At 71.6% G+C, this 18,201-nt stretch carries 21 protein-coding genes; 13 read left to right on the forward strand and 8 right to left on the reverse strand.

Going from position 1 to position 18,201, the window contains the following annotated elements; all coding sequences use genetic code 11:
- The first annotated feature begins 68 nt into the window (after positions 1-68).
- Positions 69-827, forward strand: coding sequence for a TIGR00730 family Rossman fold protein (locus ACH47Z_RS12075; RefSeq protein ID WP_399073101.1), 759 nt, complete (start codon positions 69-71; stop codon positions 825-827).
- Between the two features lie 45 nt (positions 828-872).
- Here ACH47Z_RS12075 and folP read toward each other — a convergent pair whose 3' ends face one another.
- Positions 873-1,733 (reverse strand): dihydropteroate synthase, encoded by an 861-nt coding sequence (gene folP, locus ACH47Z_RS12080; protein ID WP_399073103.1) that lies wholly within the window; start codon positions 1,731-1,733, stop codon positions 873-875.
- Positions 1,734-1,857: 124 nt separating this feature from the next.
- Here folP and ACH47Z_RS12085 point away from each other — a divergent pair, with 124 nt between their 5' ends.
- Both ACH47Z_RS12085 and ACH47Z_RS12090 read left to right on the forward strand, forming a co-directional pair.
- A complete protein-coding gene (locus ACH47Z_RS12085) occupies positions 1,858-2,214 on the forward strand; it encodes a DivIVA domain-containing protein (RefSeq protein ID WP_399073104.1) in 357 nt (118 codons plus the stop codon).
- Positions 2,211-2,807, forward strand: coding sequence for a DNA-3-methyladenine glycosylase I (locus ACH47Z_RS12090; RefSeq protein WP_399073105.1), 597 nt, complete (start codon positions 2,211-2,213; stop codon positions 2,805-2,807). The genes ACH47Z_RS12085 and ACH47Z_RS12090 overlap by 4 nt, the downstream gene beginning before the upstream one ends.
- A 4-nt stretch (positions 2,808-2,811) precedes the next feature.
- Here ACH47Z_RS12090 and ACH47Z_RS12095 read toward each other — a convergent pair whose 3' ends face one another.
- Positions 2,812-3,615, reverse strand: a complete 804-nt coding sequence (locus tag ACH47Z_RS12095) for an enoyl-CoA hydratase/isomerase family protein (protein WP_399073106.1) — start codon at positions 3,613-3,615, stop codon at positions 2,812-2,814.
- Between the two features lie 62 nt (positions 3,616-3,677).
- Between ACH47Z_RS12095 and ACH47Z_RS12100 the strand changes: the two genes are divergently transcribed.
- On the forward strand, positions 3,678-3,842 hold the full coding sequence (locus ACH47Z_RS12100) for a hypothetical protein (protein ID WP_399073107.1): 165 nt from the start codon (positions 3,678-3,680) through the stop codon (positions 3,840-3,842).
- A gap of 142 nt (positions 3,843-3,984) precedes the next feature.
- Positions 3,985-4,152, forward strand: a complete 168-nt coding sequence (locus ACH47Z_RS12105) for a DUF3117 domain-containing protein (protein ID WP_003985072.1) — start codon at positions 3,985-3,987, stop codon at positions 4,150-4,152.
- Between the two features lie 132 nt (positions 4,153-4,284).
- On the opposite strand, the gene ACH47Z_RS12110 is transcribed toward ACH47Z_RS12105, so the two are convergent.
- The gene (locus ACH47Z_RS12110; protein ID WP_399073404.1) at positions 4,285-4,983 is read right to left on the reverse strand and encodes an O-methyltransferase; all 699 of its coding nucleotides are present in this window, start codon (positions 4,981-4,983) and stop codon (positions 4,285-4,287) included.
- A gap of 234 nt (positions 4,984-5,217) precedes the next feature.
- Between ACH47Z_RS12110 and sigE the strand changes: the two genes are divergently transcribed.
- From sigE to ACH47Z_RS12135, 5 genes are all read left to right on the forward strand, one after another.
- Positions 5,218-5,928 (forward strand): RNA polymerase sigma factor SigE, encoded by a 711-nt coding sequence (gene sigE / locus ACH47Z_RS12115; protein ID WP_399073108.1) that lies wholly within the window; start codon positions 5,218-5,220, stop codon positions 5,926-5,928.
- Positions 5,925-6,986: a zf-HC2 domain-containing protein gene (locus ACH47Z_RS12120; RefSeq protein ID WP_399073109.1), complete on the forward strand. Its 1,062-nt coding sequence runs from the start codon at positions 5,925-5,927 to the stop codon at positions 6,984-6,986. Before sigE ends, ACH47Z_RS12120 begins: the two co-directional genes overlap by 4 nt.
- A 134-nt stretch (positions 6,987-7,120) precedes the next feature.
- Positions 7,121-9,070, forward strand: coding sequence for a trypsin-like peptidase domain-containing protein (locus ACH47Z_RS12125; RefSeq protein ID WP_399073110.1), 1,950 nt, complete (start codon positions 7,121-7,123; stop codon positions 9,068-9,070).
- 86 nt (positions 9,071-9,156) lie between these two features.
- On the forward strand, positions 9,157-9,627 hold the full coding sequence (locus ACH47Z_RS12130; protein ID WP_399073112.1) for a sec-independent translocase: 471 nt from the start codon (positions 9,157-9,159) through the stop codon (positions 9,625-9,627).
- Between the two features lie 240 nt (positions 9,628-9,867).
- Complete coding sequence (locus ACH47Z_RS12135) at positions 9,868-10,536, forward strand: hypothetical protein (protein WP_399073113.1); 669 nt, start codon at positions 9,868-9,870, stop codon at positions 10,534-10,536.
- A gap of 79 nt (positions 10,537-10,615) precedes the next feature.
- On the opposite strand, the gene ACH47Z_RS12140 is transcribed toward ACH47Z_RS12135, so the two are convergent.
- The 3 genes from ACH47Z_RS12140 to ACH47Z_RS12150 are packed head-to-tail and all read right to left on the reverse strand — an operon-like array spanning position 10,616 to position 13,677.
- The gene (locus ACH47Z_RS12140; RefSeq protein ID WP_399073114.1) at positions 10,616-11,749 is read right to left on the reverse strand and encodes an Mrp/NBP35 family ATP-binding protein; all 1,134 of its coding nucleotides are present in this window, start codon (positions 11,747-11,749) and stop codon (positions 10,616-10,618) included.
- A gap of 43 nt (positions 11,750-11,792) precedes the next feature.
- Positions 11,793-12,398, reverse strand: a complete 606-nt coding sequence (locus tag ACH47Z_RS12145; protein WP_399073115.1) for a DUF1003 domain-containing protein — start codon at positions 12,396-12,398, stop codon at positions 11,793-11,795.
- Positions 12,388-13,677: a magnesium transporter MgtE N-terminal domain-containing protein gene (locus ACH47Z_RS12150; protein ID WP_399073116.1), complete on the reverse strand. Its 1,290-nt coding sequence runs from the start codon at positions 13,675-13,677 to the stop codon at positions 12,388-12,390. Before ACH47Z_RS12150 ends, ACH47Z_RS12145 begins: the two co-directional genes overlap by 11 nt.
- Positions 13,678-13,867: 190 nt before the next feature.
- Between ACH47Z_RS12150 and ACH47Z_RS12155 the strand changes: the two genes are divergently transcribed.
- Positions 13,868-14,614: a hypothetical protein gene (locus ACH47Z_RS12155; RefSeq protein ID WP_399073117.1), complete on the forward strand. Its 747-nt coding sequence runs from the start codon at positions 13,868-13,870 to the stop codon at positions 14,612-14,614.
- Positions 14,615-14,630: 16 nt separating this feature from the next.
- Here the strand turns inward: ACH47Z_RS12155 and ACH47Z_RS12160 are convergent, their stop codons facing one another.
- Positions 14,631-15,143, reverse strand: a complete 513-nt coding sequence (locus ACH47Z_RS12160; RefSeq protein WP_399073118.1) for a hypothetical protein — start codon at positions 15,141-15,143, stop codon at positions 14,631-14,633.
- Between the two features lie 36 nt (positions 15,144-15,179).
- Positions 15,180-16,301 carry a magnesium and cobalt transport protein CorA gene (locus tag ACH47Z_RS12165; RefSeq protein WP_399073119.1) on the reverse strand — a complete coding sequence of 374 codons (1,122 nt, stop codon included), beginning with the start codon at positions 16,299-16,301 and terminating at the stop codon, positions 15,180-15,182.
- A 467-nt stretch (positions 16,302-16,768) separates the two neighbouring features.
- Between ACH47Z_RS12165 and ACH47Z_RS12170 the strand changes: the two genes are divergently transcribed.
- Entirely contained in the window at positions 16,769-17,353 is a 585-nt protein-coding gene (locus ACH47Z_RS12170; protein ID WP_399073120.1) for a suppressor of fused domain protein, read from the forward strand.
- 177 nt (positions 17,354-17,530) lie between these two features.
- On the forward strand, positions 17,531-18,172 hold the full coding sequence (locus tag ACH47Z_RS12175; RefSeq protein ID WP_399073121.1) for a DUF6758 family protein: 642 nt from the start codon (positions 17,531-17,533) through the stop codon (positions 18,170-18,172).
- Positions 18,173-18,201 lie beyond the last annotated feature (29 nt).

Below are 18,201 nucleotides of genomic sequence, written 5' to 3' on the forward strand. Positions count from 1 at the left end.
CGTCCTCCCTCCGTAACCCGCGGCGATCTAGTCTGAGATCGAACTACCGGCAAGTGGAGGGAGCGCACATGGCTACCGGCAATCCCGAGGGAAAGAAGGTCCCGCCGGACGAGCAGCGCCTGGGCCCCGTCCTGCGGCGGCGCGGGCAGGTCATGGCCAGCACCACCGACCAGCGGCTGCTGGACGAGCGTGCCCCCACGGACTGGGTCCACACCGACCCCTGGCGGGTGCTGCGGATCCAGTCGGAGTTCATCGAGGGCTTCGGCACGCTCGCCGAACTCCCGCCCGCCATCAGCGTGTTCGGCTCGGCGCGCACCCCGGTGGACTCACCGGAGTACGATGCGGGCGTCCGGCTCGGCCGCGGCCTGGTCGAGGCCGGCTGGGCGGTGATCACGGGCGGCGGCCCGGGCGCGATGGAGGCGGCCAACAAGGGCGCGTGCGAGGCGGGCGGCACCTCCGTCGGCCTCGGCATCGAGCTGCCCTTCGAGCAGGGGCTGAACCCCTACGTCGACATCGGCCTGAACTTCCGCTACTTCTTCGTCCGCAAGATGATGTTCGTGAAGTACGCGCAGGGCTTCGTGGTCCTGCCCGGCGGCCTCGGCACCCTCGACGAGCTCTTCGAGGCCCTCACCCTGGTCCAGACCCAGAAGGTCACCCGCTTCCCGATCGTCCTCTTCGGCAGCGAGTACTGGGGCGGCCTGGTCGACTGGCTGAGGAACACCCTGGTGGCCCAGGGCAAGGCCGCCGAGAAGGACCTCCTCCTCTTCCACGTCACCGACGAGGTCGAGGAAGCGGTGGCCCTGGTGTCGAAGGAGGCGGCCCGCTAGGCCGGGGCTTTCGGCAGCCGCGCCCGGCCTGACCGCCCTCCGGCGTCAGGCCAGGCCCCGGCGAGCCACGGCAGGGGCCCGGTGGCCGGCGATGGAGGCCACCATGTCCAGCACCTGCCGGGTCTCGGCCACCTCATGGACCCGGTACACCTGCGCCCCGAGCCACGCGGACACCGCGGTCGTGGCCAGCGTGCCGATCAGCCGCTCCTTCACCGGCCGGTCCAGCGTCTCGCCGACGAAGTCCTTGTTGGACAGCGACACCAGCACCGGCCACCCCGTGGCGACCATCTCCTCCAGGCGTCGCGTCGCCTCCAGGCTGTGCCGCGTGTTCTTCCCGAAGTCGTGCCCGGGGTCGATGAGCACCGACTCCCTCGGCACGCCCAGCGCGACCGCCCGCTCGGCCAGCCCCACGGTCACGTCCAGGATGTCGGCCATGACGTCGTCGTACGTCACCCGATGGGGTCGAGTCCGCGGCTGCACACCCCCCGCGTGCGTGCACACCAGCCCCACCTCGTACCGCGCCGCGACCTCCGCGAGGTGCGGGTCGACCCCGCCCCACGCGTCGTTCAGCAGATCCGCGCCCGCCTCGCACACCGCCTCGCCGACCGAGGCCCGCCAGGTGTCCACGCTGATGATCACGTCCGGGAAGCGCCGCCGTACCTCCGCCACGAAGCCGACCGTGCGCCGCGCCTCCTCCTCGGCCGTGACCTCCTCGCCCGGCCCGGCCTTCACCCCGCCGATGTCGATGATCGCGGCACCCTCGGCCACCGCCTGCTCCACGCGGGCGAGGGCCGGTTCGTCGCGGAAGGTGGCCCCCTGGTCGTAGAAGGAGTCGGGGGTCCGGTTCACGATGGCCATGATCACCGGCTCGTGCGCCCCGAATTCCCGCCTGCCCAGCCTGAGCATCCGCTGTGACCTCTTCTCGTGCGTCCCGCGTTACGGCCGCCTGCGACCCTAACTGTCAGAGTCGCATGGCACGATCGGAGCCTGACAGTTTCGGCGTCCGGCAGAGAGCGTGGGGACCCTGGCGATGGTGATGTTCTTGTTCCTGGTCATCGCACTGGCCGTCGTGGTCGCCGCGGTGACACTCGCCGTGGTGGGCGGCGGCGAGAGTGCCCCGCTGCCCGAGGTGGCCCCGGACCGGCTCCAGGACCCGCTGCCCGCCGACCGCCCGGTGGACCACGCCGACGTGGAGAGCCTGCGCTTCCCGGTCTCCCCGCGCGGCTACCGCATGGCGGACGTCGACGACGCCCTCGGCCGGATCGCCGCCGAGCTGGCCGAGCGGGACGCCCGGATCGCCGACCTGGAGTCGGCGCTGGCCGGAGCCAGAGCCGCGGCGGCACACGTCCGCATGGACAAGCCCGGTCACCCGGAGGAGCAGCGATGAGCGGCGGAGCAGCCCTCGCCGGACCCGACGGCGCCCTGCGCTGCCCGTGGGCCCTGTCCACCGACGACTACGTGGCGTACCACGACGAGGAGTGGGGCCGCCCGGTCCACGGCGACGACGCCCTCTTCGAGCGGGTCAGCCTGGAGGCCTTCCAGTCGGGCCTGTCCTGGATCACGATCCTGCGCCGCCGCACGGGCTTCCGCGCGGCCTTCGCCGACTTCCGCATCGAGAAGGTCGCCGCCTTCACGGACGACGACCGCGAGCGGCTGCTGGCCGACGCGGGCATCATCCGCAACCGCGCCAAGATCGACGCGACCCTCGCCAACGCGCGCGTGCTCGCCGACTGGGCCGAGGGCGAACTGGACGACCTGATCTGGTCCCACGCCCCCGACCCGGCCGGCCGCCCGGCCCCGAAGACCCTGGCCGACGTCCCGGCGGTGACCCCGGAGTCCACGGCCCTGTCCAAGGCCCTGAAGAAGCGGGGCCTGAGATTCGTGGGCCCGACGACGGCGTACGCCCTGATGCAGGCGTGCGGGCTGGTCAACGACCACTTGGAGACGTGCGTCAGCCGTACGGGCCGGCCCGCCCGCTGACCGCTCACCGGCCCAGGTACTTGGGCTTCTCCTTGTTGACGAAGGCCTGCACGGCGATCGCGTGGTCCTCGGACTGCCCAGCCCGGGTCTGCAGTTCGTCCTCCTTCTGCAGCGTCTCCGCGAGCGAGTGCGACAGCCCATAGGCCACCGCCTCCTTGAGCGCCGCGTACGCCACCGTCGGCCCCTCGGCCAGCGCTCGCGCCACCTTCTCGGCCTCCTCGCGCAGTTCGGCGGAGGGTACGACCCGGTTGGCGATGCCCAGCTCGAGCGCGTCCTGGGCGCTGATGCTGCGCGGGAAGAGCAGCAGGTCGGCGGCGCGGCTCGGGCCGATCACCCGGGGCAGGGTCCAGGAGATCCCGGAGTCGGCGGTCAGGGCGACACCGGCGAAGGAGGTGTTGAAGGCGGCGGTGTCGGCGACCAGCCGGTAGTCCGCGGCGAGCGCGAAGCCGAAACCCGCCCCGGCCGCGACGCCGTTCACCGCGGCGACCACCGGCTTCGGCGCCCCGGCGAGGGCGGTCACGATCGGGTTGTAGTGCTCCTTGACCGTGCTCATCGTCTGCCCGGTCCCCGTCTCGCGGTCGGCGGCGAGCAGCCCGATGTGTTCCTTGAGGTCCTGGCCCACGCAGAACGCCCGGTCCCCGGCGGCGGTCAGCAGGATCGCCCGTACGGCCGCGTCCCCGGCCGCGGATTCCGCCGCCTCCCGGAGGGCGACCTTGGTCGCGATGTTCAGCGCGTTCATGGCCTCGGGGCGGTTCAGCGTGATCGTCGCGAGTCCGTCGTTCACCTCGTAGAGCACGGTGTCGGCCATGGGGCATCCCCTCCGGGTCGCGGGTGACGTACCGCTCAGTACGTCCGTGTACGAAGGACAGCATGGCGGAGATCACCGTCCAAGAGCCGGACCGGACGTGTGACCTGCGTCAAAGAAAAACGGAGTGGAGTCGGCCGATGGATGTCCGTGCGGCGGCGCAGTATCGCAGCCACATCGCCGAATTGGGTGGTTTTGCTCGCGCGCGTTGCCCAAGCGATGCCTACTGATGTTGGTCATCGGGTCCTGCGATGCGGGATAATGGCTGGGAAGCAATGTGTTCGATGCCGGTGTCGCGTGTCCGATCCGGACCGCGGATGCCCTCCGGGGGCGTCGGCAGACGATGAGCTGGTTTCAGGAAGGGGAACGAGCATGGCGGCCATGAAGCCGCGGACGGGCGATGGCCCGCTCGAGGTGACCAAGGAGGGGCGGGGCATCGTCATGCGCGTTCCGCTCGAAGGCGGCGGTCGACTCGTCGTCGAGCTGACCCCTGACGAGGCCAAGGCGCTCGGCGAGGCCCTGGAGAAGGTCACCGTCTGACGCGCCGGCCATCTGGTCCTTACGTCTGCCCCGGCATCGTACGCGGTGCCGGGGCAGACGCGTACGCGGGCACCGGCGAACGGCCGCTGACCGCTTGGCCGTTCACGGCTCGGTCGTTCACCGCCCGGCCGCTCACCTCTTGACGGCGCACAGCAGCCCGTCGCCCACCGGCAGCAGCGACGAGACCAGCTCCTGGCTCTCGCGCACCGAGCGCAGCAGCTCGCGCAGCCGCAGCACCTCCGTCGGCTGCGGCCCCGAGCCCACCGTACGGCCGTTGGCGAAGACGCCCTCGAAGACCACCAGCCCGCCCGGCCGCAGCAGGCGCAACGATTCAGCGAGATAGTCGGAGTACTCCTGGCGGTCGCCGTCGCAGAAGACGAGGTCGTAGCCCGCGTCCGCGAGCCGGGGCAGGACGTCCAGGGCGCGGCCTGGGATGAAACGGGCCCGGTTGCTGGCGAAACCGCAGCCACGGAAGGCCTGCCGGGCGAACTGCTGGTGCTCCGGCTCCGGGTCGACCGTGGTGAGCACCCCGTCCGGGCGCATGCCGTGCAGCAGATGGATTCCGGACACCCCGCAGCCGGTGCCGATCTCGGCGACGGCCTTGGCGTCCACGGAGGCGGCGAGCAGTCGCAGTGCGGCGCCCGTGGCCGGCGACACCGAGCGCAGCCCTGCCTCGCGGGCCCGGTCGCGGGCCCAGTGCAGCGCTTCGTCCTCGGCGACAAAGGCGTCGGCGAACGCCCAGCTCGTCTGCCGGTTGCCGGTAATGACCCTCTCCTGTCCCCGTGGTTGCCTGGGCGTGACTGTATCCGTTGGCGTCGGGAACCCGCAGATGGGACCGGACGTTTAGAAGGTTGTGACGGTGGCCGGATGCGCGATGGGGGGTAAGAGGTGGATCAGGACGCCGAGCAACTGCTGACGCAGCCGCATGAGCCGTATCAGCGTGTATCAAATTCTCGTAAAACCGCTTATCCGGAGCTAACGGGCGAGGTGGCTATGGTAGGGGCTCCACTGGACACCACCAGAGCCGACAGGGGAGGTGCGGCTGCGCCCGGAGATCGGGGCGGAGTGCTGCGGCGCTTCCTCGGGTCGGCGGGCAGGCCGAAATCCGTGACCGACACCGCTGCTGACCACCACGCCGGTTTCGCCGCAGGCGAGGCCCAGACCGCGACCTTCTCCACCGACGCGGACGGGCAGGCGTGGACTCCGCCCACGTGGGAGGAGATCGTCAGCACGCACAGCGCCCGGGTCTACCGCCTGGCGTACCGCCTGACAGGCAATCAGCACGACGCCGAGGACCTCACCCAGGAGGTCTTCGTCCGCGTCTTCCGCTCCCTGTCGACGTACTCGCCGGGCACCTTCGAGGGCTGGCTGCACCGCATCACCACCAACCTCTTCCTGGACATGGTCCGGCGCAAGCAGCGCATCCGCTTCGACGCCCTCGGCGAGGACGCGGCCGAGCGCCTGGCCAGCCGTGAGCCCACCCCGCAGCAGCTGTTCAACGACGCGCACTTCGACGCCGACGTCCAGCAGGCCCTCGACACCCTGGCGCCCGAGTTCCGCGCCGCCGTCGTCCTGTGCGACATCGAGGGACTGTCGTACGAGGAGATCGCCGCGACCCTCGGCGTGAAGCTCGGCACGGTCCGCTCCCGTATCCACCGCGGCCGCTCCCAGCTCCGCAAGGCCCTCGCGCACCGCTCCCCGGAGGCCCGCGCGGCCGAGCGGCGCTCCTTCATCGCCCGTGTCCCCGCTCTGGGGGGAGGGGGCGCGACCGCGTGAGTGGATCCCGGCCGAAACCTGCAGAGAAGGCGCACCTCGCAGAACAGCATCTGGGGGACCGGCTCTCCGCCCTGGTGGACGGAGAGCTCGGTCATGAGTCGCGTGAGCGGGTCCTCGCCCACCTGGCCACCTGTGCCCGGTGCAAGGCGGAGGCGGACGCCCAGCGCCGACTGAAGAACGTGTTCGCGGAGGCTGCCCCGCCGCCGCCCTCGGCGAGCTTCCTGGCCCGCCTCCAGGGCCTGCCCGGCGGTGACGGCACGTCCGGCTCGGGCGGCGGCCTCTTCGGCCGCGGCCCTCAGGAGGACATCGCGGCAGCGTCCGACGACCCGGGCACCTCCGCGATGTCGGGCAGAGACCTGGCGGGCATCGCGGGCGTCTTCGGGGCGCGCCGCGGTGAGCGCTTCGCGTTCGGATACGTCCCCGCCCGTCCGCACAGCCCTGTCTCTCCGGCCGCTACGGCCCACGAGCGCGGCTTCCGCATCCATCCCGTCGGCCGCCCGGACGAGGGCCGCGCCGCCTCGCGCGGTCTGCGGTTCGCGTTCGCCGCCGCCGGCGCGGTGTCGCTGGCCGCGGTCGCCCTCGGCGGCGTCACCACCGCGATCCCCAGCGACACGACCGCCGACGCCCGTGGCGGCGCCGGCAGCAACGTCATCCCGGCCCGCTCGGCCGGTTCGGGAGCGGGAGCGGGCGCGGTCACGCCCGACAGCCAGCGGCGCCGCCCGGGAGGGCCACTGCCGGCCGCCCAGGGCGGCTCGCTGCTCGGACAGACCACGGTGGCTCCGACGTCGATGTCCGCGCCGCTGGTGCCCGGAGTGCCGTCCTCCGGCACCGTTCAGGCCCCGGGCGATCTGGTACGCGGTCTGACCGCGCCGGTGATGGCCGGTGCGGCCGCCGTCTCCCCGCTGATACGCCCGCTCAACGACACCGTGGACTACCCGCTCAACGGCTGGCCCACGGTCCCCGGAGTCACCGGCTCCGGCCTGCTGTCCGCCCCCGTCCCCACCACGCCGTCCGCCGCGCCCTCCCCGTCCCCCTCCACGCCTCCCCCGACCCCCTGACCGGCCCCTGCGCCACGGCCCGCGAACCTGGTTGAATCCTGTGAGGGCCGTTCCCGCGGCGATGACCCGGGGGCGTAGTCGACGTTCCGCGGCCACCGCCGAAGCGCGCAGCCGCGGCCAGCCGTGGGGAGAGCATGAACGAGGGGAACCGTGTCCCTCCGGGGGAGAAGCCGCAGGGACCGGCGGGGGCGACACCGACCGACCGGTCTGGGCTGGTGGGATCCGAGATGGCTGAGTCCGAGCCGTCCGAGGCGGGTGACTTCGAGTTGGCGCGGCCGGGGGGTGCGGCTGGGGCTGAGGTGGAGCAGGCCGAGGCCGTGGGCGACGGGGACTTCGAACTGGCCAAACCGGTGCCTGCCTCTGTCGGCGACGCCGAGGCGGGCGGGGATGCGGAGGCGGACGTGTCCGCCGACGTAGCAGCCGCGCCCGGGGAAACCGCCTGGGCGGCTCCCACCGAGCGTCCGAAGCCGCTGCACGACCCGGATCCCTACAGCACCCCGCCGTACGGCGAGCCGGGCCCCTGGGCACCCGCACCGCCCGTCCAGCACCCGGCGGCCGCACAGGCCCAGGGAACGGCCGCGCTGCCGGCACCGGCACCTGGTGTTCCCGCGCCCGGGATGCCCACGTCCGCACCAGGTGTCCCCGAGCTCGGCGCTACGGCCTCCGCCCAGGAATCCGCCGTACCCGCACCCGGAGCCTCCGCGCCCGGCGTTCCCGTGCCCGGGATTGCCGCGCCAGGCGCCCTGGCACCGGCGACGGAGGTTTCCGTACCCCCGCCCGGAGCTCCCGCACCCGTCCCCGGTCCGGAGGCACCCGCCCCCGCGCCCGGTGGCGCTCCCCACCCGGGCGGACCCACCCCCACCGGTGTCGAACAGGACCCCTGGCGGCGTTATGACCCCTGGGCCCCCGGTTCGCCCCAGGAGCAGGCTCTTCGGCAGGGGGTGTTTCAGCAGACCGGCGCCGGGGTGGGCGCGGCCGGGCGGCGGCGGCTGCTGGCGGGGTGGACCCTTGTGGTCGCCCTCGTCGCCGCGGGGGTCGGTGGGATCGGCGGTGCCTATGTCGAGCGGCAGGGGTTCGGCGGTGAGGTGCGTCTGCCGCAGGCCGGGCGGGTACCTGCCGGGCGCGCACCGGACAGTGTGGCCGGGATAGCCGCCCGCGCGCTGCCCAGCGTCGTCACGCTGCATGTCTCCGGGACCGATCAGACCGACACCGGCACCGGCTTCGTGCTCGACACCCAGGGGCACATCCTCACCAACAACCACGTCGTCGCCCCCGCGGGATCGAGCGGTGAGATATCCGTGACGTTCAGTAGCGGGGACACCGTCAAGGCGGCCATGGTGGGTCACGACAGCGGTTACGACCTCGCCGTTGTTCAGGTCCACGGCGTGCACGGCCTCACCCCGCTGCCCCTCGGCAACTCCGACGACGTCCGGGTCGGCGACCCCGTCGTCGCCATCGGTGCCCCCTTCGACCTGGCCAACACCGTCACCTCCGGCATCATCAGCGCCAAGGAACGGCCCATCACGGCCGGCGGGGAGAAGGGAGACGGGAGCGATGTCTCGTACGTCGACGCGCTGCAGACCGACGCCCCTATAAACCCGGGCAACTCGGGCGGACCCCTCCTCGACTCCCGCGCCCAGGTCATCGGCATCAACTCCGCCATCCGTTCCGCCGACAGCGGCTCCGACTCGGACGGCGCCCAGGCCGGCTCCATCGGCCTCGGCTTCGCCATCCCGGTGAACCAGGCCAAGCGCGTCGCCGAGGAACTGATCAACGACGGCCATGCCACCCACCCCGTCATCGGCGTCACCCTCGACATGGGATACACGGGCGACGGTGCGCGCATCGACGACCGGAGCGCGAGCGGCGGCCCCGCCGTCAGTACGGGCGGGCCCGGCGAGCGGGCGGGGCTGAAGGCGGGCGATGTCATCACCGGGGTCGACGGGCAGCCCGTGCACACCGCCCGGGAGCTGATCGTCAAGATCCGCGCCCACCGGCCCGGTGACCGGCTACGGCTGACGGTCCGGCGTGACGGTACGGACCGGGAGATCCAGCTCCGGCTGGGCGCGGCGGAGCAGAACTGACAGAAGTCTCACCTCGGGACGGTACCGGTCGGACAGGATCCCCGGGTACCGTTGAGCGACCGAGGACATCGCACTGGGAGCGTCAGGTGTTCAATGACATAGGGCCACTGGAACTGCTGACGATCGTCGTCATCGCGGTGCTCGTGTTCGGTCCGGACAAGCTCCCCAAGGTCATCCAGGACGTGACGCGTACGATCCGGAAGATCCGCGAGTTCTCGGAGAGCGCCAAGCAGGACATTCGTAGCGAACTGGGACCCGAGTTCAAGGACTTCGAGTTCGAGGACCTCAACCCCAAGACGTTCGTCCGCAAGCACCTGGACGGCGCCACCGACGACCTGGGGCTGAAGGAGATCCGCAACGGCTTCGATCTGAGGAAGGAGATGGCCGAGGTCACCGACGCCGTCAACGGCCGGGACGTCGAGGCCTCTTCGTCGTCCACTCCCTCGTCCTCGTCCCCGTCCTCTGCCTCCGCTTCCGGCGGCCGTATCGACATGACCAAGAAGCCCGAGGAGCCCGGCGAGGACGAGCGGCCGCCCTTCGACGCGGACGCCACCTAGGCACCACTTCTCACCGCCGACACGCGCGTGCGGGCGTACGCCGCGCACGTGACGCGTTTCATAGCGCACCCCCGTCGCACACGGCTTGAACAGGCCGTACGTGCGCCCCACGCATCCAGTGCCTGCCCTGCCGCCCTCGTTCGTGTGGATATGCTGCCGAGTTGTTGTGCGGACCGGACGAGTGCGCCCGAAGGGGGGCGGGCCGCCCCGGTCCGACGAGAGCGAGGAGGCGTCCGGGAGATGGAGACGACGAGTCGGGTGGGCGCGCAGGCGCCGGCCGCGGAGGGCGGACAACAGCTTCCCTCCGCCCGGCGCACGGTCGACGGTTACCTGCAGGCGCCCTTCCCGTGGTACGGCCTCGACGAGGCCTTCACCGGGCCGCGCTGGCTGATGCAGGTGGGGACGGCGGCCGACGGTGCCGTCGAGCACGGTTCGATCGGTCACGGTGACGAGCCCTCCGTACGGGTCGAGACCGGCGCCGCCGGTGAGCCGCGGGAGAAGTTCGCGGTGGTGGTCACGGTCGCCGCACAGCCGTCCCGGCGGAGCGCCGACGGTACGGGGCTGCTGGAGGCCACGTCGGTCTCCTCGGCCGCGTGGCTGGCCGGGGTGGGGCTGCTGTCGTTCACCTGGCCCGGCCAGATGGACCACAGCCTGCGCGACGACTGGCTGGACCAGCAGACGGAGACCGCCTGGGCGCTGGCCGACGATCTCGAGGGGGCGGAGTGGTCCCGGCTCTCTCTTCCGGTGGACGGGGTCGCGTCCTCTTTCCATTACCGGGAGTCGGAGTTCGGGTGGGTGCTCGCCGGTACGACTGAGGCGGGGGTGCACCTGGGCGCGTACGGGCGGGGGATGAGCGCGTACGGGCTGGGGTTCGCCGTGATCAAGGACATCGCCGCCTACGACGCCTAGCCGGGGCGGCGTTCGGGGGACCGCCGCAGCCTGCGGCGGTCCGGAACGGACAGCGCCCCTTCAGCGAAGGCGTAGCAGCCTAGAACTTGTTCTTCGGGGTGATCCCCAGCGACAGCCCCGACAGGCCCCGCTGCCGTCCTCCCAGCTTCCCGGCGATCGCGCGCAGCGCGCTGCCCGCCGGGGAGTCGGGGTCGGTCAGGACCACCGGCTTGCCCTCGTCGCCGCCCTCGCGGAGGCGGACGTCGATCGGGATGTTGCCGAGGACCGGGACCGTCGTACCCGTGGTGCGGGTGAGGCCGTCGGCCACCACCTGGCCGCCGCCGGTGCCGAAGACGTCGACCATCTCGCCGCAGTGCGGGCAGGGCAGGCCGGACATGTTCTCGACCACGCCGACGATCTTCTGGTGGGTCTGTACGGCGATGGAGCCGGCGCGCTCGGCGACCTCGGCCGCCGCCTGCTGCGGCGTCGTGACGACCAGGATCTCGGCGTTCGGGATCAGCTGGGCGACGGAGATGGCGATGTCGCCGGTGCCGGGCGGGAGGTCCAGGAGGAGGACGTCCAGGTCGCCCCAGTACACGTCCGCCAGGAACTGCTGCAACGCCCTGTGCAGCATCGGGCCGCGCCAGACGACCGGGGCGTTGCCCGGGGTGAACATGCCGATGGAGATGACCTTCACGCCGTTCGCCGACGGCGGCATGATCATGTTCTCGACCTGGGTCGGGCGGCCGTCCGCGCCCAGCATGCGCGGCACCGAGTGGCCGTAGATGTCGGCGTCGACCACGCCCACCTTGAGACCGTCGGCCGCCATGGCCGCCGCGAGGTTGACCGTGACCGAGGACTTGCCGACGCCGCCCTTGCCGGAGGCGACCGCGTAGACCCGGGTGAGGTTGCCCGGCTTGGCGAAGGGGACCTCGCGCTCGGCCTGGCCGCCGCGCAGGGCGTTGGCCAGCTCCTTGCGCTGCTCGTCGCTCATCACGTCCAGCGTGACGCCGACCCGGGTCACGCCCTCGACCCGGGAGACCGCGTCGGTGACGCGCTGGGTGATGGTGTCTCGCATGGGGCAGCCGGAGACCGTCAGGTACACGGTGACCGCGACCGCGCCGTCCTCCCCGATCTCCACCGATTTGACCATCCCCAGTTCGGTGATGGGTCGGTTGATCTCGGGGTCGTTCACCGTCGCCAGTGCCTCGCGCACCGCGTCTTCCGTAGCCATAAGGACGATGGTACGGCGCGGTAAGGGCCCTCCGGGTAGCCCCTCAGCGGTCTTCTGCGTCACGTCCCGGTGGGTGTTCTGCCCGTTCTGCCGGGAATACGACACGCTCGCTGCGGCCCTGGCGTTCCTCCAGTTCCTTGACCAGATCCTGCAGCTCCGAGCGCATCCAGTCGCGGGTCGCGACCTCGCCGAGGCCCGTGCGCAGCGCGGCGATCTCCCGGGTCAGATACTCGGTGTCGGCGATGGACCGCTCGTTCTGCTTGCGGTCCTGCTCCAGGTTGACCCGGTCACGGTCGTCCTGCCTGTTCTGTGCGAGCAGGATCAGCGGGGCCGCGTAGGAAGCCTGGAGGGACAGCGCCAGGGTCAGGAAGATGAACGGGTACTGGTCGAAGCGCAGTGCGACGGGTGCCACGATGTTCCACAGCACCCACATGATGATCACGACCGTCATCCAGACGATGAAGCGGCCCGTGCCCAGGAAGCGGGCGATCCGCTCCGACAGCCGGCCGAAGGCGTCCGGGTCCCACTCGGGCAGGATCCGGCGCCGGGGCGGGCGCGGCTGGTCCAGCCGGGGCGTGCGGTGCCGGGTGGCCGCCGTGGCGCCCGCCGGGGTGCGCTCACGGATACCGCTCTCGCGCTCAGGAGCCATGCGGGGCCGCCCCCTCTCCCTCGTCCAGGTGGAACTCGGTCTCCCGCCAGTCCTCGGGCAGCATGTGGTCCAGTACGTCGTCCACGGTCACCGCGCCCAGCAGCCGCCCGGCCTCGTCCACGACCGGCGCGGCCACCATGTCGTACGTGGCGAAGAACCCGGCGATGACGGGCAGCGCGGCGTCCGGGGCGAGCGGTTGCAGGTCGTCGTCCACGAGCGAGCTGACCAGCGTGTACGGCGGATCGCGCAGCAGCCGCTGGAAGTGGACCGTGCCCAGGTACTTGCCGGTCGGGGTCTCGTCGGGCGGGCGGCAGACGTAGACCTGGGCGGCGAGCGCGGGGGAGAGGTCGGGGTTGCGGACCCGGGCGAGCGCGTCGGCGACGGTGGCGTCCGGGCGCAGCACGATCGGCTCGGTGGTCATCAGTCCGCCGGCGGTGTGCTCCTCGTACGACATCAGGCGCCGCATCTCGGCCGCGTCGGCGGGCTGCATCAGGCTCAGCAGCCGCTCCTTGTCGTCCTCGGGCAGCTCGGAGAGCAGGTCGGCCGCGTCGTCGGGGTCCATGGCCTCCAGCACGTCGGCGGCGCGCTCCTCCTTCAGCTTGCCGAGGATCTCGATCTGGTCGTCCTCGGGGAGTTCCTCGAGCACGTCGGCCAGGCGGTCGTCGTCGAGCGCGGCGGCGACCTCGGCGCGCCGCTTGGCGGAGAGGTGGTGCAGGACGTTGGCGAGGTCGGCGGGGCGCAGCTGCTCGAAGGTGGCGAGCAGGCTCTCGGCGCCCTGCCCGTGCTCCTCCAGCGAGAAGCCGGTGACGGCGGACCACTCGACGGTCAGCGTCTCGCCCTTGGCCCGCCGGAAGGCGCCGCTCTTCTTCCCCTTGCGGACGAAGACCCGGTCGACCTCCCAGTCCCGGCGGGCGGGCAGCTGCTGCACGGACACGTCGAGGACGGTGGCCTCCTCGCCGGTCTCGGTGAGCGCCACGTGCCGGTCCAGCAGCTCGCCGAAGACCAGCCGCTCGGTGGGCCGCTGCTCGAAGCGGCGGACGTTCATGACCCCCGTCGTGATGACCTGCCCCGACTCGATGCCGGTCACCCGGGTCATGGGCAGGAAGATCCGGCGCCGGGTGGACAGCTCGACGACCAGCCCGAGCACGCGCGGGGGCCGTCGGCCGACGCGCAGCATGACGACCAGGTCGCGGACGCGGCCCACCTGGTCGCCGTTGGGATCGAAGACGGGGACCCCGGCGAGGTGCGAGACGAAGATGCGGGGGGCGCCGGCTGCCATGGCTGTGCTTCCTTTGCGTGAGGATCGTGTGAGTTGCTCGGATATGCCCGCGCGCGTGCGCTTCAGGCTAGCCCGTCCTGATGGGATACGCCCCGGTGGGCGGTCCGGACGGACTGGCTCCGCCGGGCGGTCAGGGCCCCGGTACGCTGCCGTACGCCGTTCAGGATTCGTCAGAAAGGCAGCCCCACCTGTGACTGCGACTCCCCAGGGCCGGACCCGCCGGACCACGCGGATGACCGCGATGTGCGCACTGGCCGTGGCCGGGGTGGCGGTGCTGACGGGGTGCGGCGGTGACGATCCGGACGCGGGGACGAACGGGGTGGGCAAGCTGCCCGCCGACCAGATCCAGGCGAAGACCCGCGCGGCGGCGGACGCGGCCCCTGCGGTGCGGCTGGCCGGGACGGTGGTCACCAGCGGCCGTACCTACCAGCTGGACATGCAGCTGAAGTCCGACGGCGGCACCGGATCGGTGACCTCGCAGGGGGCGACCTTCCAGCTCCTGCGGGTGGGGCAGCAGCTCTACCTCAAGGCCGACTCGGACTTCTGGAGCCACGCGGGCGCCGGCGGCGGTGACAGTACGGCCGGCAAGCTGAACGGCAAGTACGTCAAGGTGCCGCAGGGGGATCCCGCGTACAAGAAGTTCAGTGGCTTCACGGACAAGTCGGTCCTGCTCGACGGGCTGCTGTCCCTGCACGGCACCCTGGCGACCGACGGTCACCACGACCAGTCGGGCACGCCCACCATCCGCATCACCGGCGACAAGGGCTCCGGCGGCACGCTGGACGTCTCCCTCCAGGGCGAGCCGTACCCCCTCAGCCTGGTCCGCGCGGGCGGCGCGGGCACGCTCCGCTTCTCGGACTGGGGCAAGGACTTCACCGTCCTGGCACCGGCCAAGGACGACACGGTGGACTACGGCAAGCAGTTGCCGACGTCGTAGGTGATCCCCCGGGGTGTTACTTCCTCCGCCGCTTCCCCAGCAGCTTCGGCAGCCCCGCCGGAATCGGCCCTCGCGTGGTCGCCGGAGTAGGCACAGGACGCTCGGCCAAGCGGCCGGCGGGCAACGGCTCCACGGCACCCGCCGGCACCAGGCGGACCACCCGGCACTCGCGCGCCCAGCGCCCCGGCATCTCCTCGCCGTCCGGGGCGTTCAGGCGCTTGCCCTTCAGTTCGGCGACGGCGGCCTCCCACTCCTCGGAGCCGGGGGCCAGTTCGGTCACGGTCGCCGGGAACGTCACCAGCCGGCCGCCCTTGTCCTTGCTGCGCACGGTCACCTCGGCGGAGCCGCCGTCGACCAGCGCCGGCAGCGGCTGCTCCCCGGGCCCGTCGCCGACCAGGCACACCGCGCCCTCGTGCCACACGTGCCACAGCGCACGCGCGGCCGGAGCACCGGTGCCCCTGACCCAGATCAGGCCGGACTTCTTCGCGGCCTCCTCGATGAGGGCCTGGTCGAGCAGCTCGCTTTGCATGGTGTCAGCCTATCGATGCCCGCTGTCCGGGCCCGTTCACAGCCAGCCGTTGCGCTTGAGCACCCGGTGGATGCCCACACACGCGACGATGGTGACGGTCAGGACCAGCGGGTAGCCGTACCTCCAGTGCAGCTCCGGCATGTTGTCGAAGTTCATGCCGTACACACCGGTCACCATCGTCGGTACGGCGATGATCGCGGCCCAGGCGGTGATCTTGCGCATGTCCTCGTTCTGCGCGACGGACGCCTGCGCCAGGTTGGCCTGGAGGATGGAGTTGAGCAGCTCGTCGAAGCTCACCACCTGCTCCTGGACCCGGGCGAGGTGGTCGGCGACGTCCCGGAAGTACTTCTGGATGTCCGGGTCGATCAGCCGCATCGGCCGCTCGCTCAGCAGTTGCATGGGCCGCAGCAGCGGGGCGACGGCCCGCTTGAACTCCAGCACCTCGCGCTTGAGTTGGTAGATCCGCGCCGAGTCCACACCGCGCGCGACACCGCCCCGGCCCGGCGAGAAGACCTCGGTCTCCACCTCGTCGATGTCGTCCTGCACGGCGTCGGCGACCGCGATGTAGCCGTCCACGACATGGTCGGCGATGGCGTGCAGCACGGCCGAGGGGCCCTTGGCCAGCAGCTCCGGGTCGTCCTGGAGGCGGTGCCTGAGGGCCCGCAGCGAGCCCTGGCCGCCGTGCCGGACGGTGATGAAGAAGTCCCGGCCGGTGAAGCACATCACCTCGCCGGTCTCCACGACCTCGCTGTTGGCGGTGAGCCGGTCGTGCTCGACGTAGTGGATGGTCTTGAAGACGGTGAAGAGGGAGTCGTCGTAGCGCTCCAGCTTCGGGCGCTGGTGCGCCTGCACCGCGTCCTCGACGGCCAGCGGGTGCAGCCCGAACTCGCTCGCGATACCGGCGAATTCGGCCTCGGTCGGCTCGTGCAGCCCGATCCACACGAAGCCGCCGTCGCGCCGCACCAGCCGCATGGCCTCGTGCGGGCTCAACGGCTTGCCGGTCTGGACGCGGGCACCGTCGCGGTAGACGGCGCAGTCCACGACCGCCGAGGGCGTGCCGGGGTCGCGGGTGCTGTCGTACGAGACGGCGGTGTCCTTGCGCGGCGAGGGACGGGACGACGTACGGACCATGGTGCGCAGGTCGCGGATCATCGACATGGGCAGGCTCCTTCGCGGGCAGGCAGCGAAAGCGCGTGACGACGGGTGGAACTACCCGGAATGGGGACGGTCCTCGGTACGGATGTTTGGCACGTCCACAAAGCGGGGAGCACCGCACCGTCGCGGTGGCGACTTCGCTACTGATGCGGAACTGACGTTGATCAGACGAATCAGGCAAAGCGAAACGAAGTGCTCTTCCGGACGCGCACAGGAAGGCGGCGGACAGGCCGGAAAAACCAGTCAGTGACCAGATCAGCGGTCGGAAGAGCGAGTGGTACTACCAGGTCGACTTCGATCCATGACAGCCCCACCTCCTCCGGCCGGTCCCTCGTAAGGGAGTCCCAAGCGGCGTCGGGAACAAGAGCGACGCTTCTGCGTGCTGCCCCGAACCACCGGCTCAGAGTAGCAGTAGCCCGAACTGTCAAGGCGCCGCTTTGCCCGCTACTGGCGAGTTCTATGCTCGCCGCATGGTTGATGTTCTTCCTCTTGTCGAGGCACGGTTGAGCACCGCGCTGGGCGAACCGGACGCGCGCGCCGCCGTCACCTTCCTCGGCACGGACCGCATCGAGGTGCTCCGGTTCCGGGAGGGGGATCTCCTCCGGTACGCCACGCTCGGCATGTCCGCGCACCCCATGACCGACCCCACGGCGATGCTCGCCGACCCGGTCAAGGGACCCCGTGCGGAGCTGGTCCTCTCCGTTCGCGCGGGCCTCGCCGACACCGACAAGGTGCTGCGCCCGCTCGCCGTGCTGGCCGCGTCCCCGCAGGTGGAGGGTCTGATCGTGACCCCGGGCGCCTCCCTGGACACCGGCGGTCCGCTGTGGCCCGGTGCCCCCTTCACCTCGGTGCTGGTGGGCGAGCCCGGCGGACTGGTCGAGGACCTGGAGCTGGACGACCCGATGGATCCCGTGCGGTTCCTGCCGTTGCTGCCGATGACTCCGAACGAGGCCGCCTGGAAACGCGTCCACGGCGCCCAGGCCCTCCAGGAGCGGTGGCTCACCCAGGGGACGGACCTGAGGGATCCCGCCCGCAGATCCGTCCCGCTGGACTGACGCGACACGTGAGCAAGCTCACCAAGGGCGGCCGGACGTCGGTCAGTTGGCGAACCCGCGGCGAGGCCGGCGCGGCTGGTGAGTGCCGTATGCATGCAGTGGCCTCCGGTCAAGGGTTCCGTCCGGTCGGGTGATCGTCCTTGACGTGGGCGGGCAGGGGTAGGACCGTGGGGCCCTATGAGGGGCGAACCCAGTTGCCCGAGGTGTGGTGGCCGGGTCAGGGCTCCCGGTCTCTTCGCCGATTCGTGGCAGTGCGATGTGCACGGCACGGTGTATCCGCTGCAGCCCGTGATCCCGCCCAGCGTCGAAGCCCTCGCCGCCGTCGTACAGCGCACCCACGTCCCGGTGTGGATGCCCTGGCCGCTGCCGGTCGGCTGGCTCTTCACCGGCGTGGCCTACGCGGGCGACGACCCCAGCGGGGGCCGCGCGACCGCCGTGGCCTGCACCGGGCCCGGCCCGCTCGGCGGTCCGGCCGAGCTCATCCTGGTCGCCGAGGAACTCGGCGTCGGCCTCGGCGCGCGGTACGCGGGCATCGACGGCCCGGACCCGGGGTCGTACATGAACATCGAGAAGCCGTCCGAGGCCAAGGTGCTGGCCGTCGGCCGCCCGACCCCGCTCTGGCACGTCTTCCGCACCCCCGAGGACCGCGCGGTCTTCGCCGGCGAGGCGCTCGGCATGTGGCTGTGGGCGGTGATGTGGCCCGAGCAGTCCGGGCTGCTCATGTACGACGAGCTGGTGCTGACGGATCTGCGGGACGCGGGGCCGGAGCTGGATCTGGTGCCCTGTGGGGCGTTGTCGCCGCGCTTGCTTCGGCCGTAGCGCCCACTGAGGGTGGCAAGTAACGGTAT

It is taken from the genome of Streptomyces sp. NPDC020192 (assembly GCF_044388685.1).
GTDB lineage: Bacteria > Actinomycetota > Actinomycetes > Streptomycetales > Streptomycetaceae > Streptomyces.